General features: G+C 37.0%; 19 protein-coding genes and 1 riboswitch. Of the genes, 6 read left to right on the forward strand and 13 right to left on the reverse strand.

Going from position 1 to position 14,840, the window contains the following annotated elements; all coding sequences use genetic code 11:
- Positions 1–36 precede the first annotated feature (36 nt).
- The 4 genes from ACLHDG_RS09475 (at position 37) to ACLHDG_RS09490 (ending at position 5,987) form a co-directional block, all read left to right on the forward strand.
- Entirely contained in the window at positions 37–1,230 is a 1,194-nt protein-coding gene (locus tag ACLHDG_RS09475) for a TolC family protein (RefSeq protein ID WP_415405986.1), read from the forward strand.
- Positions 1,230–2,369, forward strand: coding sequence for an efflux RND transporter periplasmic adaptor subunit (locus tag ACLHDG_RS09480; protein WP_415405987.1), 1,140 nt, complete (start codon positions 1,230–1,232; stop codon positions 2,367–2,369). The genes ACLHDG_RS09475 and ACLHDG_RS09480 overlap by 1 nt, the downstream gene beginning before the upstream one ends.
- A 130-nt stretch (positions 2,370–2,499) precedes the next feature.
- Positions 2,500–5,619 (forward strand): efflux RND transporter permease subunit, encoded by a 3,120-nt coding sequence (locus tag ACLHDG_RS09485; RefSeq protein WP_415405988.1) that lies wholly within the window; start codon positions 2,500–2,502, stop codon positions 5,617–5,619.
- Complete coding sequence (locus ACLHDG_RS09490) at positions 5,616–5,987, forward strand: hypothetical protein (RefSeq protein WP_415405989.1); 372 nt, start codon at positions 5,616–5,618, stop codon at positions 5,985–5,987. Before ACLHDG_RS09485 ends, ACLHDG_RS09490 begins: the two co-directional genes overlap by 4 nt.
- 73 nt (positions 5,988–6,060) lie before the next feature.
- Here the strand turns inward: ACLHDG_RS09490 and ACLHDG_RS09495 are convergent, their stop codons facing one another.
- The 7 genes from ACLHDG_RS09495 to trxC form a co-directional block, all read right to left on the reverse strand.
- A complete protein-coding gene (locus ACLHDG_RS09495) occupies positions 6,061–6,357 on the reverse strand; it encodes a c-type cytochrome (protein ID WP_415405990.1) in 297 nt (98 codons plus the stop codon).
- 116 nt (positions 6,358–6,473) lie between these two features.
- Positions 6,474–6,788 carry a cytochrome C gene (locus ACLHDG_RS09500; RefSeq protein ID WP_415405991.1) on the reverse strand — a complete coding sequence of 105 codons (315 nt, stop codon included), beginning with the start codon at positions 6,786–6,788 and terminating at the stop codon, positions 6,474–6,476.
- A gap of 136 nt (positions 6,789–6,924) precedes the next feature.
- Positions 6,925–7,245 carry a hypothetical protein gene (locus ACLHDG_RS09505; protein ID WP_415405992.1) on the reverse strand — a complete coding sequence of 107 codons (321 nt, stop codon included), beginning with the start codon at positions 7,243–7,245 and terminating at the stop codon, positions 6,925–6,927.
- Positions 7,246–7,294: 49 nt separating this feature from the next.
- On the reverse strand, positions 7,295–7,627 hold the full coding sequence (locus tag ACLHDG_RS09510) for a hypothetical protein (protein ID WP_415405993.1): 333 nt from the start codon (positions 7,625–7,627) through the stop codon (positions 7,295–7,297).
- The gene (locus ACLHDG_RS09515; RefSeq protein ID WP_415405994.1) at positions 7,621–8,808 is read right to left on the reverse strand and encodes a sensor histidine kinase; all 1,188 of its coding nucleotides are present in this window, start codon (positions 8,806–8,808) and stop codon (positions 7,621–7,623) included. Before ACLHDG_RS09515 ends, ACLHDG_RS09510 begins: the two co-directional genes overlap by 7 nt.
- Positions 8,762–9,433, reverse strand: coding sequence for a response regulator transcription factor (locus ACLHDG_RS09520; RefSeq protein WP_415405995.1), 672 nt, complete (start codon positions 9,431–9,433; stop codon positions 8,762–8,764). Before ACLHDG_RS09520 ends, ACLHDG_RS09515 begins: the two co-directional genes overlap by 47 nt.
- Positions 9,434–9,862 carry a thioredoxin TrxC gene (gene trxC, locus ACLHDG_RS09525; RefSeq protein ID WP_415405996.1) on the reverse strand — a complete coding sequence of 143 codons (429 nt, stop codon included), beginning with the start codon at positions 9,860–9,862 and terminating at the stop codon, positions 9,434–9,436. It abuts the gene before it with no gap.
- A gap of 167 nt (positions 9,863–10,029) precedes the next feature.
- Here trxC and msrA point away from each other — a divergent pair, with 167 nt between their 5' ends.
- Positions 10,030–10,557 carry a peptide-methionine (S)-S-oxide reductase MsrA gene (gene msrA / locus ACLHDG_RS09530; protein ID WP_415405997.1) on the forward strand — a complete coding sequence of 176 codons (528 nt, stop codon included), beginning with the start codon at positions 10,030–10,032 and terminating at the stop codon, positions 10,555–10,557.
- Between the two features lies 1 nt (position 10,558).
- Here the strand turns inward: msrA and ACLHDG_RS09535 are convergent, their stop codons facing one another.
- Genes ACLHDG_RS09535 through ACLHDG_RS09545 form a run of 3 tightly spaced genes read right to left on the reverse strand, consistent with a single transcriptional unit; the run spans position 10,559 to position 11,482 of the window.
- Complete coding sequence (locus ACLHDG_RS09535; RefSeq protein WP_415405998.1) at positions 10,559–10,759, reverse strand: hypothetical protein; 201 nt, start codon at positions 10,757–10,759, stop codon at positions 10,559–10,561.
- Between the two features lie 11 nt (positions 10,760–10,770).
- Entirely contained in the window at positions 10,771–11,046 is a 276-nt protein-coding gene (locus tag ACLHDG_RS09540) for an acylphosphatase (RefSeq protein WP_415405999.1), read from the reverse strand.
- Between the two features lies 1 nt (position 11,047).
- Positions 11,048–11,482, reverse strand: coding sequence for a hypothetical protein (locus ACLHDG_RS09545; RefSeq protein ID WP_415406000.1), 435 nt, complete (start codon positions 11,480–11,482; stop codon positions 11,048–11,050).
- Between the two features lie 110 nt (positions 11,483–11,592).
- Between ACLHDG_RS09545 and ACLHDG_RS09550 the strand changes: the two genes are divergently transcribed.
- Positions 11,593–12,378 carry a sulfite exporter TauE/SafE family protein gene (locus ACLHDG_RS09550; protein ID WP_415406001.1) on the forward strand — a complete coding sequence of 262 codons (786 nt, stop codon included), beginning with the start codon at positions 11,593–11,595 and terminating at the stop codon, positions 12,376–12,378.
- Positions 12,379–12,533: 155 nt separating this feature from the next.
- Here the strand turns inward: ACLHDG_RS09550 and ACLHDG_RS09555 are convergent, their stop codons facing one another.
- The 3 genes from ACLHDG_RS09555 to ACLHDG_RS09565 all read right to left on the reverse strand — a co-directional run bounded on the left by ACLHDG_RS09555 (position 12,534) and on the right by ACLHDG_RS09565 (position 14,438).
- Positions 12,534–13,169 carry a Vat family streptogramin A O-acetyltransferase gene (locus ACLHDG_RS09555; protein WP_415406002.1) on the reverse strand — a complete coding sequence of 212 codons (636 nt, stop codon included), beginning with the start codon at positions 13,167–13,169 and terminating at the stop codon, positions 12,534–12,536.
- Between the two features lie 222 nt (positions 13,170–13,391).
- Complete coding sequence (locus tag ACLHDG_RS09560) at positions 13,392–13,844, reverse strand: hypothetical protein (protein ID WP_415406003.1); 453 nt, start codon at positions 13,842–13,844, stop codon at positions 13,392–13,394.
- Positions 13,845–13,862: 18 nt separating this feature from the next.
- Positions 13,863–14,438, reverse strand: coding sequence for a DUF2202 domain-containing protein (locus ACLHDG_RS09565; RefSeq protein WP_415406004.1), 576 nt, complete (start codon positions 14,436–14,438; stop codon positions 13,863–13,865).
- 57 nt (positions 14,439–14,495) lie between these two features.
- A riboswitch (cyclic di-GMP riboswitch) is annotated at positions 14,496–14,571 on the reverse strand.
- Between the last annotated feature and the right edge of the window lie 269 nt (positions 14,572–14,840).

Raw genomic sequence — 14,840 nt, forward strand, 5'->3', positions numbered from 1 at the left:
CTAAAATAACATTACTTTACAGTAAGAGGACATAACATGCGTATTTTTTTCGCCATCTTATTTACTTTGAGCCTGCTCCAAGCACAAAGTATCAACCAACTGATACAACAATCACTCAAGAAACACCCTTCACTCAAAACCATACAGCATCGTCTCTCTGCGATGGATGAACGTATAGAGAAGAGTCAACAGTGGGCAAACCCAGATCTTTCATTTACTATCAATGATATCCAGTTTGAGGATCCTACCAACCGATCATTGGAGCCGATGCAATACAATGCGGTAAACTATCAACAAAAGTTTCCCTGGTTTGGGAAACTTGCTGCAAGAAAAACGTATGCGCAGGAACAGAAACATGTTGTCTTGGATTCCTATGAAGCAGCACGTGTTCAACTCGCACTTCAGATAAGAACAACAGCCTACACCATTAAAGAGCTTGAGGCTCGTATTGCTATCTTGCACAGATACAGTCAGCTTGCCAGACAAAATATTAAACTCTATACAGATACCATTGCTACCGATAGTATGAGCCATGCAGACAGCATCACTGCAGAGCTTTCACTTTCTAAAATAGAGATACGCTCTGAGCGCTATAGATCACTACTCAAATCTCAAGAAGAGAAACTCTGTTATTTGATACAAAGAAACATAACAAAGGTCAGTGACACTCTAAGTATCCAAAAACCAGGATCTCTAAAACGATACCTTAATAAAATTTCACATAATCCTACCTATCATATGAAACTTTCCCAAAACAGAGTAGCCGATGCGAATAAGGCACTTTTAGATCTAGAGACACATCCCGATCCTTATGTCAAAGTAGGCTATTTTAATCGTCAAGCATATAATGACTATGCCTCTGTTACAGTAGGTTTTTCTCTGCCACTTTACGATACAGAAGAACTCAACTCAGAGATAGCCAGAAAAGAAGCTCTCTCCAGTCTAAGTGCGTCTTTGGACTACAAGGCATTCTTAGAGAGTGAGATCCGTGCGAATTATGCGAAACTCAAAGAGGCATACCGCATCTATCACATTATACAAGCAAAAAGTCTCCCTCAACTCAAACATTTGCTTGAGCTGAGTTCATCTGCTATTGAAGAAGGTGCTGATCTTTTTACCTATACCAATATACTTGAACAAAAACTTGCGTTGGAAGAGGAAAGTATCGCTATCAAAGCAGAATACCTACGCACAAAAGCCAAACTCAAAGCACTTACAGGAGTGATATAATGCATAGATACATCATCATCTTACTTTTAACATTTACTGTATCTCTTCAGGCAGAGATGAAATGTGAAGCAGGGAAATGCGGCACAGGAAAAAGTGTAGTTAAAAAAGATATTCCCAAAAAAGAAGTTGTTGAAAAAAAGATTCTGAAAAAAGAGTATACTCAAGAAATAAAAAAAAGAGATACAGCACAAAGCAAACTCACCATTGAACAACTTTTTAATGTCAGAACTGTCAAAGTGGAGCGTCTTTCTACGGCTAAAGAACAGGTGAACTACGGTTATATTGTAGCTCAAGACTCACGTAAAGTGGATGTTGTTGCATGGTTTTCCGGTTATGTAGAAAAACTGTTTGCTGATACTCTCTACAAGAAGGTAGAAAAAGGCGAAGCTTTAGCTACTGTATATTCTCCAGAGGTCTATAAAGCAAAACAGGATTATCTAAACTCCCTCAACTTTAATGCCAAACGCCCTGCTCCAGGTATGCTCAAAAGCGCAAAAGCAAAACTCAGACTTTTAGGAGTAAGTAAAGAGGAGATAAATTACGTGAGAAATGTACGGCGGGTAAATGAGTTTACTACCATTTATGCTCCTATATCAGGGTGGATCTTTCAAAAAAATATTAACCAGGGTTCTGCCTTTAATCCACAAAAAAAACTCTTTCAAATCATCAATCTTGATAAAGTCTGGCTTGAGGCAAAACTCTTTCAAAATGAGTTAGAGGGGATGAGTCAACTTCAGCACTTTATAGTAAAACTCAAAGGGTTACAGAAAGATTTTAACGCTACAAAAAGCCTGCTCTATCCAATGCTTGATCCAAAAGTTGCTACAGCTACTTTGCGTTTAGACATAGACAACAGCGAAGGTCTCTTAAAACCAGGTATGTATGCAAAAGTACATGCTTCAGCAGACAGTGCTTCACACCTTGTCATACCACGTACTGCAGCCATACGTAAAAATGGTACTTGGTATGCTTTTCTTGCAACAGAGTTTAAAGGTGAGTATGAACCTGTAGCCATAGAGTTAAAGCCGCTTGACACTATGTATTATATTGTCATCAAAGGACTTAAAGAGAATGATACTGTTGTCAATAATGCTCTCTTTATGATGGATTCAGATGCACAAATAAATGGGATTTATTAATGATAGAGAAACTCATAGCCTTATCATTAATAAAACGCTTTTTGAACCAAGTCCAAAAAACTACGCTAACGCTGTGTTCTCTTCAGCAGAGAGCTCATGCAACTTGTTGCATTAGGTAAGGAATTATAATATGATTGAAAAACTCATAGCATTCAGTGTAAAAAACCGTTTTTTAGTCTTGATGGCAACCCTCTTTATCATCCTCGGGTCCATCTGGTCTATGAAAAATACCCCTCTGGATGCCCTGCCTGACCTCTCCCCTCCCCAAGTTATCGTACAAGTGACATGGAAAGGACAAAGTCCTGAGATCATAGAAGATCAGGGAACCTATCCACTGGTTTCACAATTTCTTGCTATCTCAAATATCGAGACGGTACGTGGATTTTCAACCTATGAAAATGCACTTATCTATATCATCTTTAAAGAAGAGACTGACCTTTACTGGGCACGTTCCCGTGTACTTGAACAACTCGCTTCCATCCAAAGTCAACTTCCCGGTAACATGGAAGTTTCTCTTGGTCCGGATGCCTCCGGTGTGGGTTGGGTGTATGAGTATGCCCTGACATCTCAAACTAAAACTTTAGATGAACTGCGTACCCTGCAGGACTATTACTACAAATATGCACTGATGGGTGTAGATGGGGTGAGTGACGTTGCAAGTATCGGCGGGTTTGTACCTACCTATCAGATCACGGTCAACAATGATGCTCTGGTACAGTACAACCTCTCCATTAACGATATCTCTAAAACACTCAAAGACAATAACAACGATACAGGTGGTCGTATCGTCATACAAAACGGGTATGAGTGGATGGTGCAAGCCAAAGGATACATCAAAGACTTAGATGAAATACGCCAGCTTGTAGTCACCACCAAAGACGGTGTACCACTTACACTTTCCCAAGTCGGTCGTGTAGAAATGATACCTGCTGCAAGAAGAGGTATGGCTGACCTCAATGGTGAAGGAGAAGTTGTCGGTGGTATCGTCATGGTACGCTATGGTGAAGATGTCTATGGTGCACTTGAGCGTATCAATGCAAAGATGGCAGAACTCAAAGTAGAAGGGGTAGATGTCATTACGACCTATGATCGTTCAGATCTTATTACTAAAGCCATAGATACACTCAAAACCACATTGATCGAAGAGAGTATTATCGTCGTTATCATCATCGGGCTTTTTTTGCTGCATTTACGCTCTTCACTCATTGTACTTATTGTTTTACCTCTTACTATCGGTTTGACTTTTTTACTGATGAAACTCTTTGGTATAGGTTCAAACATCATGAGTCTCGGAGGGATAGCCATTGCCATAGGTGCCATGGTAGATGCCTCCATCGTCATGATAGAAAATGCACACAAAGCCATACATAAATTAGAGAACAAATATAGTAGATCACTCACAGATCATGAACGTATTGCCAGTATCGTCAAAGCATCACAAGTGGTGGGTCGTCCTATCTTTTTTGCACTGGCTTTGGTAGTTGTCTCCTTCTTACCTATCTTTGCACTCTCAGGGCAGGAAGGACTTCTCTTTACTCCTTTGGCATTCACTAAAACCTTTGCCATGACAGCAGGAGCACTTCTGGCTGTTACATTGGTACCAGTACTTATGATATATTTTGTAAGAGGCAAGATCATCCCCGAATCCAAAAATCCACTAAATCGTTTCTTTATCTGGCTCTATCATCCTATTTTGATTTATGGATTAAAACTCAAATATTTAGTCATACTGCTTGCCATTGGCGTACTCGCTTTTATGGTACCTCTCTACCAAAAACTCAACTGGGAGTTCATGCCTATGCTTAATGAACAGAGTTTTATGTATATGCCCGTCACACCTTATGGTATCTCTGTAGACCAAAGTAAAGTTTTAACGCAAAAAACCGATAAGATCATCAAAAGCTTTCCCGAAGTAGCTACCGTCTTTGGTAAAGGTGGTCGTGCCAATTCTGCGACTGACCCTGCTCCTCTTGGAATGATAGAGACCATCATCACTTTTAAGCCAAAAAGTGAGTGGAGAGAAGGTATGACACATGAAAAGCTCATGGCAGAGATGGAAAAAGCACTACAGGTTCCGGGACTTGTAAACTCATGGACCTACCCTATCCGTGGACGTATCGATATGTTGCTCTCCGGTATCCGTACCCCTATAGGCATTAAACTCTATGGGAAAGATGCTGAAGGTCTTCAAGAAGCAGCACAAAAGATAGAGAGTAAACTGCGTGATCTTAAAAGTACACAGTCTGTATTTTCTGACCAGGCCAGTGCAGGTTTTTTCATTGACATTGATATAGATACCCAAGCCCTGCAGCGTTACAACATTTCAAAATACATTATTCAGGAATATACAGCTACTGCCATAGGTGGGAAGAAGATCACAACGATGTATAAAGGCTTGGAGCGTTACCCCATAGCACTTCGTTTTGAAGAAGAAGAGCGACGTAACCTTGATGACATACGAAACATACAGGTTAAAACCCCTCTGGGGTTTGTACCCCTATCCACCTTTGCCAAAGTACAATACCGTGAGAGTGCTTCAGTCATCAAAAGTGAGATGGCAACACCTGTTACTTTTATCTATATTACACCACAAGTAGGCATGAGTCCTACCAGCTACAAAGAAGAAGCCATAAAAGTACTTAAAGATCTACAATTACCTTCCGGATACTACATAGAGTGGGCAGGACAGTCTGAGTACTTAGCGTCTGCAATGGAGAAGATCAAATGGATCATCCCTACGGTTCTTTTGGTTATTTTAGTACTTATCTACTTCGCGCTAGGACAAATGGCTCCAACCCTCATCGTATTCTTTACGCTCCCTTTTGCTCTGCTGGGTGGACTTATCTACATCGATATGCTACAGTTTAATATGAGTATTGCTGTTATTGTAGGATTTTTAGCTCTTTTGGGTGTTGCTGCAGAGACCGCCATCGTGATGATAGTCTACCTGCAAGAGAGTGTAGAGGAGATGCGTGAAAAAATGGGTGAGAAGTTTGATCTCAAACATTTGAATGATGCTATTTACGAAGGTGCTGTACAAAGAGTTCGTCCTAAACTTATGACCGTCTTTGCCATCTTGGCTGGACTTTTACCCATCATGTATACCCATGGTGTAGGTTCTGAAGTAATGCAACGTATAGCAGCACCGATGATAGGTGGAGTAGTAAGCTCTGCAGTACTTAGCTTGTTACTTATTCCTATCTTTTATGAAATGTATGAGAAAAAACAATTACAAAAGGATATCTCTTGAAATTAACCTATCTAACTTCTATACTCTTCGCAGTCCTTTTACTCTCCGGATGCAGTCAAAAAGAGGATAAAGAATCCCTTACAGAAGATGGAATGAAATGTGGACCTGGAAAATGCGGTGCAAGTATGGTAGACGGTTCTGCCGTACTGGTCAAGAAAAAGATGAATATATTAAAGCAGCTAAAAGAAGATGACAACCGACGAGACTGTGTACTCAAAGCCACATCCACCAAAGAACTTTACAACTGTGTACGTGTTTTAGAGACAGGTAGACTAAGTACTAAATGTTCAAGTGACAATACGAAAATGATACCTAAAAAAGAGGTCTCAACAATGAAATGTGAAGCGGGTAAACGTGGAAGTATGTAAAACTATAATGAATATTGATGAAATTTAAAAAAGAGAGAGTTTTCAAAAGCCAAAAGGCTTTTGAAAAGAAGTTTTACTTCATTGCAGCGATATGATCTGAAACTGCTTTGATAGCAGCGTCATCCATAGTAGCTACTTGACCTTTCATAAGTGCACCCATTCCGTGTGCATTAAGTGTACCTGCTTTATAACCATTAAGTTGCTCAACAGTTTTCGCAGCATCTTGACCAGTAATAATAGCTGATTTACCTAGAGCAGCTTTTTCACCGTTTGCACCATGACATCCAGCACATTTAGCGTAAGCAGCTGCACCATCAGCCATAAGTAGTGTAGATCCAGCGAATAACATTGCGATTGCGATTTTTTTCATTTTAATTCCTTTTAATATAATTGACTCTATTGATGATAAACTAAGTTTATCATCAATCCCTCTAATGAAGTGGTTATAATAGTATCGTCTAACTTAATATAGTATTAAATTACAACTTAACAGCTTGGTACGTTACCTGAATCAGATGCATACTCATGTGCGAAATCATATACGTGTGGTACATATTTCTCTTTTAATTTAAGTCCTGGACAAAGTTTTGCTGCTTCTTCAGCAAATTTTCCTGCACCCTGAATTTCTTTCCACTCATCTTGTGTATGTTTTGCTGCAAATTTTGCACCAGAGAAACCACATGAACCTTTCATTTTCTTCATATAAAGCTTTTGCCCCTTTTTAACATCTGCAGAAGCAGTAGTTGAAAGTACAGCAAGTCCAAGTAAAGCAGAAACTGCAATTTTAGTCATTTTAGTCATTTAACATCCTTTTAATTTTAAGATAAGAGATGATAGCATGGAATTGTGTACAGATTGTGAATAAAAAGAGAAAAAGAGAAGCAGAAAAGAAAAAACTGCTTCAAGAAGTTACACTTATAGTATAGATAAGTTTATTTTAACACTTAGGTACTACGCCATCTTTTGCATACTTGACAGAAAACTCATAAACATGTTCCCACCATGATGGTTTGATCTTATCAAGTTTTAATCGTGGACAGATTTTTTTTGCCTCTTCTGGGAATTTTCCATTATCATAGATCTCTTCCCATTCTGCTTGTGTATGATTTCTGGCGAAACGTACACCTGAAAATCTACATTTTTTACGAAACTTTTTCTTAAAAAGTTTTTGGCCTTTAGTCGTACCTGCAGTTGCAATAGTTGGCATACTTACCATAACAAAGAGTACCAGTGCGACTATTGTCATTATTTTCTTCATTTTTCACCCTCATATTAATATAATAAATTATTATCCTTGAGCATTGTATCTACTTCAACTTATCAAAAACCTTAAACTTTTCCCAATATATATCTATCGCTTCATTAAGCTCTTTGTTGTTTAATCTGCTCTTCTTTTTTATCCCATAGCTATCGATAAACAGTTCAGACATTACCGAGATACTTTTAGAAGGATGACGTAAATAGTGTTTCAATACAGCTTTCACATTTTCTTCTCCACTGTAAGTCTGCAAATATTCTTTAAACATTTGCTGTAACGTAGTGGGAAGATCTTTATGGCATTCTACACAATTACGTTCATATGCATCTTGTGAAAAGACTCCTATAGTCAAGGCAATAAATAAAACTGTTTTTTTTACCATTTCAACACCACCTTTGTTCCTTCTCCCTCTTTTGACTCTACTTCTATCTTGATATTATATTCATCAACGATCTTTTTAACAATACTCAAACCTACACCAAAGCCACCTTCGCTTTGATTAAATCTCATATAACGGTCAAACATAAATGGTATCTTCTCTTTATCTATCCCGATTCCCGTATCCCATATCATCAACATACCCTGACGCAGTTTTATACCTACAACACCACCTCGTTTATTGTATTTAATAGCATTGGAAATAAGATTATCGATCACACGGGTAAATTTGCGTTTATCTACCATCATCGTTGCATCTTCCAGATCTAATTCATATTTCAATTGCTTTGACTCAGCCAAAATAAAAAAATACTCTGCCCTGTTACGTAACAGAGTATGAAGCTCTATCATTTCATCTTCATTCTCTTGCTCTTGTTCCAAAGTCAAATAAGTTAGATCTTTATAAAGGGTTGATACTGTTTTAGCAGCAATGTTGATACGATTGAGCTTCTTCTTATTCTTCTCTATCATTACATCTGTATCCATCATTTCAATGTTTGCAAGTATTGCTGAAAGTGGTGTATTAAGTTCATGCGTGGTATCTTTTATAAACCGGTCAAGCAACATGAGGGAATCACGCATAGGTCTCAAGAATAATCTTGCCAGAAAGAGACCAAATAACATAAAAAGGAAAAATGCAATGAAACCATAACCTAAGATATGCTTCCATATCTCTCCACGCCATGCACTATCATCTTCAACTTCTATGATGAGATATTTTGTACCTAAATAATAGGTATCTAATGTTTTTACAAAATGTATATGTTGATTCGTAATATAGATCTCTTCATCAAAACGTATGGATTCATCACCCAAAATAGAAAAGATCTTCTTGAATTCAATATCATAAATAGCTGATCTGAATCGTGGATCTCTTGGGTAAGTGGTTCTTTCATCAAAAAAGTAATGCAGTACTTTAAGTCTTTTTGTTTGTATATAAGCATATTTTGAAAGGGAAGCCCGCTGATCGGAGAGCATCAGTTTCTCTTGACTTTGATAGTAAAAAACTGCGAGTAGTGTGATCACAAAGATAACCATCGCTACATAAAGTGTTAAAAATCTAAGAAGAGATTTCTTTTCACTTTTCAGTAATGAATTTGTAGCCTTGTTTTTTGATACTAACAATTCTTTCCTTACCTATGATCTTACGAAGGTTCTTGATATAGGTACGAAGTGCTGTGTCACTAGGTTCTTCATCAAAATCCCATAAATGTTCATATATACGCTCATGTGCAAGAACTTCTCCCTCTGTTTTCATAAAAAGCTTTAAGAGTCTTGACTCTTTGTTGCCTAAAGAAACACTGTTCTCATCAATGATAAGTTCATTATTCTTAATATCATACGCGATATTTTTTGAGACTTGTATCAACTCTTTAGACTCATGAAAAAAACCTCTTTTAAGCAGAGTCTCTACACGTATATGTAACTCTTTAAGCGCAAAAGGTTTACGGATATAATCATCACAACCACTTTCAAACCCTTTTTCCAAGTCATCCACAGAGTCCATAGAAGTAATAAAGATCGCAGGAGCCACAACCCCCTCTTCTCTACTCTCTTTGAGAAGATCAAAACCATTGATACCAGGCGTATTTACATCTAAGAGAAGCAGATCATATTTACTTTCATAAATTTTCTCCTGTGCTTCATGTCCATCATAGACAGAGACTACTTCGTAGCCGTTCTCTTCAAGAAACTCTGTGACTGTTTCATTGAGGTTTGCATCATCTTCTAATAATAATATTTTACTCATCTACAGATACTGCCTTACCCAACTTTGTAAACGACTAGCACTTAAAGCACCACTAAGCCGTTCAACTTCTTTACCATTTTTAAACACGATAAGCGTAGGAATACTCTGGATACCATACTGTCCACCCAAAGCCTGCTGCTCTTCCGTATTTACTTTTAAAAACTGTGCTTGAAGCGGCATGGATAAAGCAGCCTCTTCGTAAGCTGGAGCCATCTGTAAACAAGGACCACACCAAGGTGCCCAAAAATCTACCACTACGGGAATCTCACTGTTAACTAAAAATGTACCCAGTTTTTCAGCATCTACTGAAACAGGTTTACTCTCAAGCAGTGAATTTTTACATGACCCGCAATTTGCTTTAGTATAACTCTCTTTCTTAGGAATACGATTTACTTTGAGACAATGTGGACATACAACATTAACATTCATTAAAAAATTCTCCAATTTAGATTAGTTTCTACTTTGTTAGGTATTATAGCACAGAAAGTAGATACAAAATATATAACTTCGGAAGTGGAGACTTTAGTCCCACAGAAAATCAAGCCTCAAAGTGCAGGTGGGACTGAAGTCTCCACTTCCAAATAAAAAGGAAAATAATGGCTAAACAAGAATTAATTTTAGGTGGCGGATGTTTCTGGTGTACGGAAGCAGTATTTGAATTACTAAGAGGGGTAAGTGATGTTGAAAGTGGCTATGCCAATGGACAAACACTCAACCCAACTTATAGAGACATCTGTACAGGTGAAACAGGTCATGCAGAAGTCATCAAGATCACCTATGATGACAGCATCATCACTTCAGATATCTTGCTTGACATCTTTTTTGTAGTGCATAACCCTACTACCTTGAATCAGCAAGGTGCAGACAGAGGGACACAGTACCGCTCGACCATACTCTACACAGATGAAGAGACCAAAGATGCCGCAGAGATAGCTATGGAAGCTGCACAGGCAGACTACTCTGACCCCATTGTTACTACCATAGAACCTTTAGATGTTTACTACAAAGCTGAAGATTATCATCAAGATTATTATCGTCAAAATTCAATGCAGGGGTATTGTATGGCTGTGATTCCACCAAAGTTGGCAAAGTTAAAAGTAAAGTTTGGGAAGGAGATGGCGTAGGTTATCTATCGCCCAAAGGATCATCACTTCTATTCTTGACCTTTCTCTCTTGCTCTTCAGAGATATTGGGCTGAGAGAACTCAACTTTTCCGGCAATGATGCAGCCTTTACACCCAGGTTCACAGTGATGATGGAGTTTTAAACACCACTCTTTGTCATCACCTTTTGTTCCCATATATTGACAACCCCAACCACTACTCATCAAGAATCCTTCTAATATCGTATCTCAAAGCCATCAGTTGCAAACTCTGCTTCATTAAAGATCTCATATTTGACTTCTTCTACAGAACTTAAAGGTGATCCTTCATTAAGTATCTTCATAAAAGTATCAAAATCATCATCAAACACTTCAGCTACCACCTCTACAGTCCCATTACTTAGGTTTTGTATGTAGCCTTTGTACTGTTTTTTCATCATGGCTTGTGAAATAAACTTTCTATAAAACACACCTTGTACTTTTCCGAAGATGATAAATTTATACCATTCCATCTTAAATCTTACACTCATCTTTCAAATTTTGTAAAAACTTTAAAATACGTTTCTGAAATAAGATATCCTCTTCATTATCCATACACTCATGCAGTTGCATAAGCATCTCCATGTCTATCTTTTCACAAAAACGTCTTACCTCTTTAGTCTCTTTTTGTACCTGCTGGACAAGGTGTTCAAAGTCAAGCCCGTTATTGGTGATGATCTTCGTATGATATTCATTGACTGCATCTATAAGTAGTTCCGCCCTATCCCGGTCATCACCATAGATACTATGGGCTATCTCTTTAAGTTTTTGTTTCTCACACTCACAGATCTCACCATTGGCTGATATCATCAGTGTCAATATCTTTGCTCTATACTCTAAAGAGCTATGGTGATACACCAAAAACTCTCGAAACATTTTCATAACATTACGCTTAAATGTTTTAATCATTCTTATCCTTGTAATCAGACAAAGCATTGCTCTGTCACTACATATATTTAACACCATTTTAACAAAAAAATACTATAGTTTTATAATTTTTAAATTAAAGAGACATTTTAATGAACAATATCGACCTTCTTATCATCCTCAGTACGGCTTTTTTAGGTAGTGTAGGACACTGCATCGGGATGTGTGGAGGTATCGTTGTAGCCTATAGTTCCACTAAAATAGACCAGACTTCATCATGGGCAACACAAACCATCTCTCATCTTGCCTATAACTTTGGACGTGTGGTTACCTATACTATCTTAGGTGCTATGTTTGGACTTCTTGGGAAAGCCATTGCCTTTACTCCTACAACCAAAGGTGTGCTTTTTGTACTTACAGGTATTTTAATGATATTGGCAGGATTATCACTTGTAGGCAACCTCAAGTTTCTTAACTCTGCAGAATTATCTATCTCAAAAAACGGCTGGTATCAAAACAGTTTTAGAAAACTCATTAGCAGCAGATCTCTCCAAAGTTTCTTTTTACTTGGCATGCTCAATGGCATCATTCCCTGTGGTTTAGTTTACTCTTTCGCCATTTTTGCAGCAAGCACAGCAGATCCTTTATGGGGTGCTATCGTTATGGCAACCTTTGGACTGGCTACCATTCCTGCACTCTTTTTCCTGGGTAGCATCACTAAATTTCTACAAAAAGGCTCTTTACGCGGAACCATGATGAAACTCGCTGCCATGCTGGTCATCTTTTATGGTCTCTATACACTTTATAAAGGCTACAATTTCATAGCACACCCTAAAGAGACACAAGAGATGATAGACAGCATGCAGTCAGGAAGTATCAAGAGTAAATTGGAAGGTAAATGCGGAGGTATGAAATGTGCTCCGGGGAAATGTGGATAATATATTCTTCCTACCTCTCCCCTCTATAGTTATTCTTCTCTAAAAAATAATCATTCAAAACCTTATAAAATTATATATTTTATAAGGTTTTGTAAATAATATTTAAATATACTAATAAAATGCTATAAAGTGTTTTATTAGTGTGCTATATTTTGTTAATCATTTACCTTTTTTAATGCCTCTATATCAGCATTTGTAACCGCTTCTAAATTTTGTGTAATCTTCTCTGCTGACCAGCCCCACCAAGCTATCTCTAGAAGCTCATCTATAATCTCTTTTTCAAACCTATATTTTATAGCTTTAGCAGGATTCCCACCTACTACACAATAATCAGGTACATCTTTGGTTACAACTGATTTACTAGCGATAATTGCCCCATTTCCTATTTTTATTCCAGGCATGATGGTTACGCCATAGCCTATCCATACGTCATTTGCTACAACAGTATCACCTTTATAGGGAAGTTCACCTTCTTTGGGTGCTGCTTTTTCCCAACCATTGCCAAATATAAAAAAAGGATAAGTTGAGAAACCGCTATCTTTATGGTTTGCACCGTTCATAATGAACTTTACCTCTTTAGCAATGGCACAAAATTTTCCAATAATGAGTTTATCATCAATGAAAGGGAAATGATATAGAATATTTTTCTCAAAATTTTCTACACCGTCAGGATCATCATAGTAGGTATAATCACCCACGATGATATTTTCATTAGAGATAAAGTTCTTGAGATATCCCACTTGAGGAAAATTTTTCATAGGTTCTTTGTCGTTTGGATTAGGTCCTGTCATGATTTTCCTTTGTATAATTAACTATTTATTCAAGGAATACTATACACCTTTTCGCATTAAATTCTAAAATAAATAGAGCTGATGAAAACCTTATAAAGTTATATATTTTATAAGGTTTTAGAAATAAAATAATTTTATTTAATTTAAGAATAGTACTTTACAATCAACTTTTAAAGATAACTATCCTACCCATAAGAGTTAGAAGGGGAAAACGTAGAAATTTTATTTAAATGATGGCAGGATAGATATAGTCCAGTTTTTAATAATTGAAAAATAGCTTTGAGGAAGTGGACGACCTGCATAGTAGTTGATCTTCCACCCACCATTTTCTTTAGAGAAGTAGAGTTTTTTTACTTTTCCATCTTCTGTATAATATACAGTTTCTCTCTCTGAACCATTTGGTTCGCACTTTGAAATCTTGATTTTTGGTGCTTTATTTCTAGAGATGATCTCTTGCGAAAGTAAAGCTTCCACTTTTTCTAAAGATTCAGGACTATCTTCTATCTCTTTGAGCAATGACTTGAATTCCCCATCTCTAAAAGACAAACGTAATCCAAAAGACTCCAGTGTCATTATATAAGATTTTTCTGTCATCAAATCTTTAACTGCAGATAGATCACCATTATAAAGAGCATGATAATACTTACTTATGATTTCACTAGGTTCTTCTGTCATTTTATATTTCTCTTAGGTTTATGATGATGCTATTGTAATTGCACCATTAAATGATTCAAGGTGATTATAGCTACCCTCTCTTAGATTTTCATATACACTAATTACATCTGCAGGGAATCCTAAGTCTTCTATTGCGTGAGTTAAATCACCGATATCAAGTTCTTCTATAAATACACCCACATCTAATGCATCCAATAAAGATTCACTACCCTGCTCAACAAGATCATCATAATATCCTTGCAAGACAGGAAGTACAAAATTACCTACTTCATCTTCATTTACTTCTGATATGTCGATACCATATGTTTCACAAAGTCCTTGTGCAGCATCAATATGTCTTTGTTCAGAGAGCTGGATACTTGCAAATGTATTTTCTTTGGGATAAAGTTTACCAAGTGTGATATAGACATCTCTCGCTAATTTTTCTTCCTGATAGATGAAAAAAAGTTCATCTTTTTGCTTTGCTGTAAGCTTAGTTGTCGTACTATTAGCTGCATGCACAGAAGATGAAAAAAGTGCAATACTACTTGCACTAGCTACTAACATTTTTGATAAAAAACCTCTACGCTCGTTCTGATTTGTACTTTTGTTCATGGAAAATCCTTTAATTTTTGGTAGTAATTAGAAGAAAAAGAGGAATATCATAAAGATATTGGTAACCTGGCGATCTTTTCCAAGACCCATAGCTTTCCGTCCCCACCTCACGATAGGTTTGGCTTTTTCAATAACTAATTTACACGTTACTATAACAAAGAAGTGTTAATTTAATGTGAATTATTTACATTATTTTTTTTAATATTAAATTATTTGTGGTTTATAGTATGAAAAGGTATTCTATATATTTTCTCCAAAATACTTGGTTGCACTAAAACCTTATAATCTAACATATTTTATAATGTTTATCGCTACAGTGATGCCTTTTGAGTATTTTTAAGAGAGCAAGAAGACATAACATTATAAAACATGCCAATATGGAAGGTTTTATAATGAAAAATG

Source organism: Sulfurovum iocasae (assembly GCF_047716765.1).
Classification (GTDB): Bacteria; Campylobacterota; Campylobacteria; order Campylobacterales; family Sulfurovaceae; genus Sulfurovum.

Bases quoted from the DNA above. Each gene is read 5' to 3' on its own strand.
- ACLHDG_RS09475 (WP_415405986.1), top strand. From the start codon at position 37: ATGCGTATTTTTTTCGCCATCTTATTTACTTTGAGCCTGCTCCAAGCA.
- ACLHDG_RS09480 (WP_415405987.1), top strand. From the start codon at position 1,230: ATGCATAGATACATCATCATCTTACTTTTAACATTTACTGTATCTCTT.
- ACLHDG_RS09485 (WP_415405988.1), top strand. From the start codon at position 2,500: ATGATTGAAAAACTCATAGCATTCAGTGTAAAAAACCGTTTTTTAGTC.
- ACLHDG_RS09495 (WP_415405990.1), bottom strand. From the start codon at position 6,357: ATGAAAAAAATCGCAATCGCAATGTTATTCGCTGGATCTACACTACTT.
- ACLHDG_RS09500 (WP_415405991.1), bottom strand. From the start codon at position 6,788: ATGACTAAAATGACTAAAATTGCAGTTTCTGCTTTACTTGGACTTGCT.
- ACLHDG_RS09505 (WP_415405992.1), bottom strand. From the start codon at position 7,245: ATGAAGAAAATAATGACAATAGTCGCACTGGTACTCTTTGTTATGGTA.
- ACLHDG_RS09510 (WP_415405993.1), bottom strand. From the start codon at position 7,627: ATGGTAAAAAAAACAGTTTTATTTATTGCCTTGACTATAGGAGTCTTT.
- ACLHDG_RS09520 (WP_415405995.1), bottom strand. From the start codon at position 9,433: ATGAGTAAAATATTATTATTAGAAGATGATGCAAACCTCAATGAAACA.
- trxC (WP_415405996.1), bottom strand. From the start codon at position 9,862: ATGAATGTTAATGTTGTATGTCCACATTGTCTCAAAGTAAATCGTATT.
- msrA (WP_415405997.1), top strand. From the start codon at position 10,030: ATGGCTAAACAAGAATTAATTTTAGGTGGCGGATGTTTCTGGTGTACG.
- ACLHDG_RS09535 (WP_415405998.1), bottom strand. From the start codon at position 10,759: ATGAGTAGTGGTTGGGGTTGTCAATATATGGGAACAAAAGGTGATGAC.
- ACLHDG_RS09540 (WP_415405999.1), bottom strand. From the start codon at position 11,046: ATGGAATGGTATAAATTTATCATCTTCGGAAAAGTACAAGGTGTGTTT.
- ACLHDG_RS09545 (WP_415406000.1), bottom strand. From the start codon at position 11,482: ATGATTAAAACATTTAAGCGTAATGTTATGAAAATGTTTCGAGAGTTT.
- ACLHDG_RS09550 (WP_415406001.1), top strand. From the start codon at position 11,593: ATGAACAATATCGACCTTCTTATCATCCTCAGTACGGCTTTTTTAGGT.
- ACLHDG_RS09555 (WP_415406002.1), bottom strand. From the start codon at position 13,169: ATGACAGGACCTAATCCAAACGACAAAGAACCTATGAAAAATTTTCCT.
- ACLHDG_RS09560 (WP_415406003.1), bottom strand. From the start codon at position 13,844: ATGACAGAAGAACCTAGTGAAATCATAAGTAAGTATTATCATGCTCTT.
- ACLHDG_RS09565 (WP_415406004.1), bottom strand. From the start codon at position 14,438: ATGAACAAAAGTACAAATCAGAACGAGCGTAGAGGTTTTTTATCAAAA.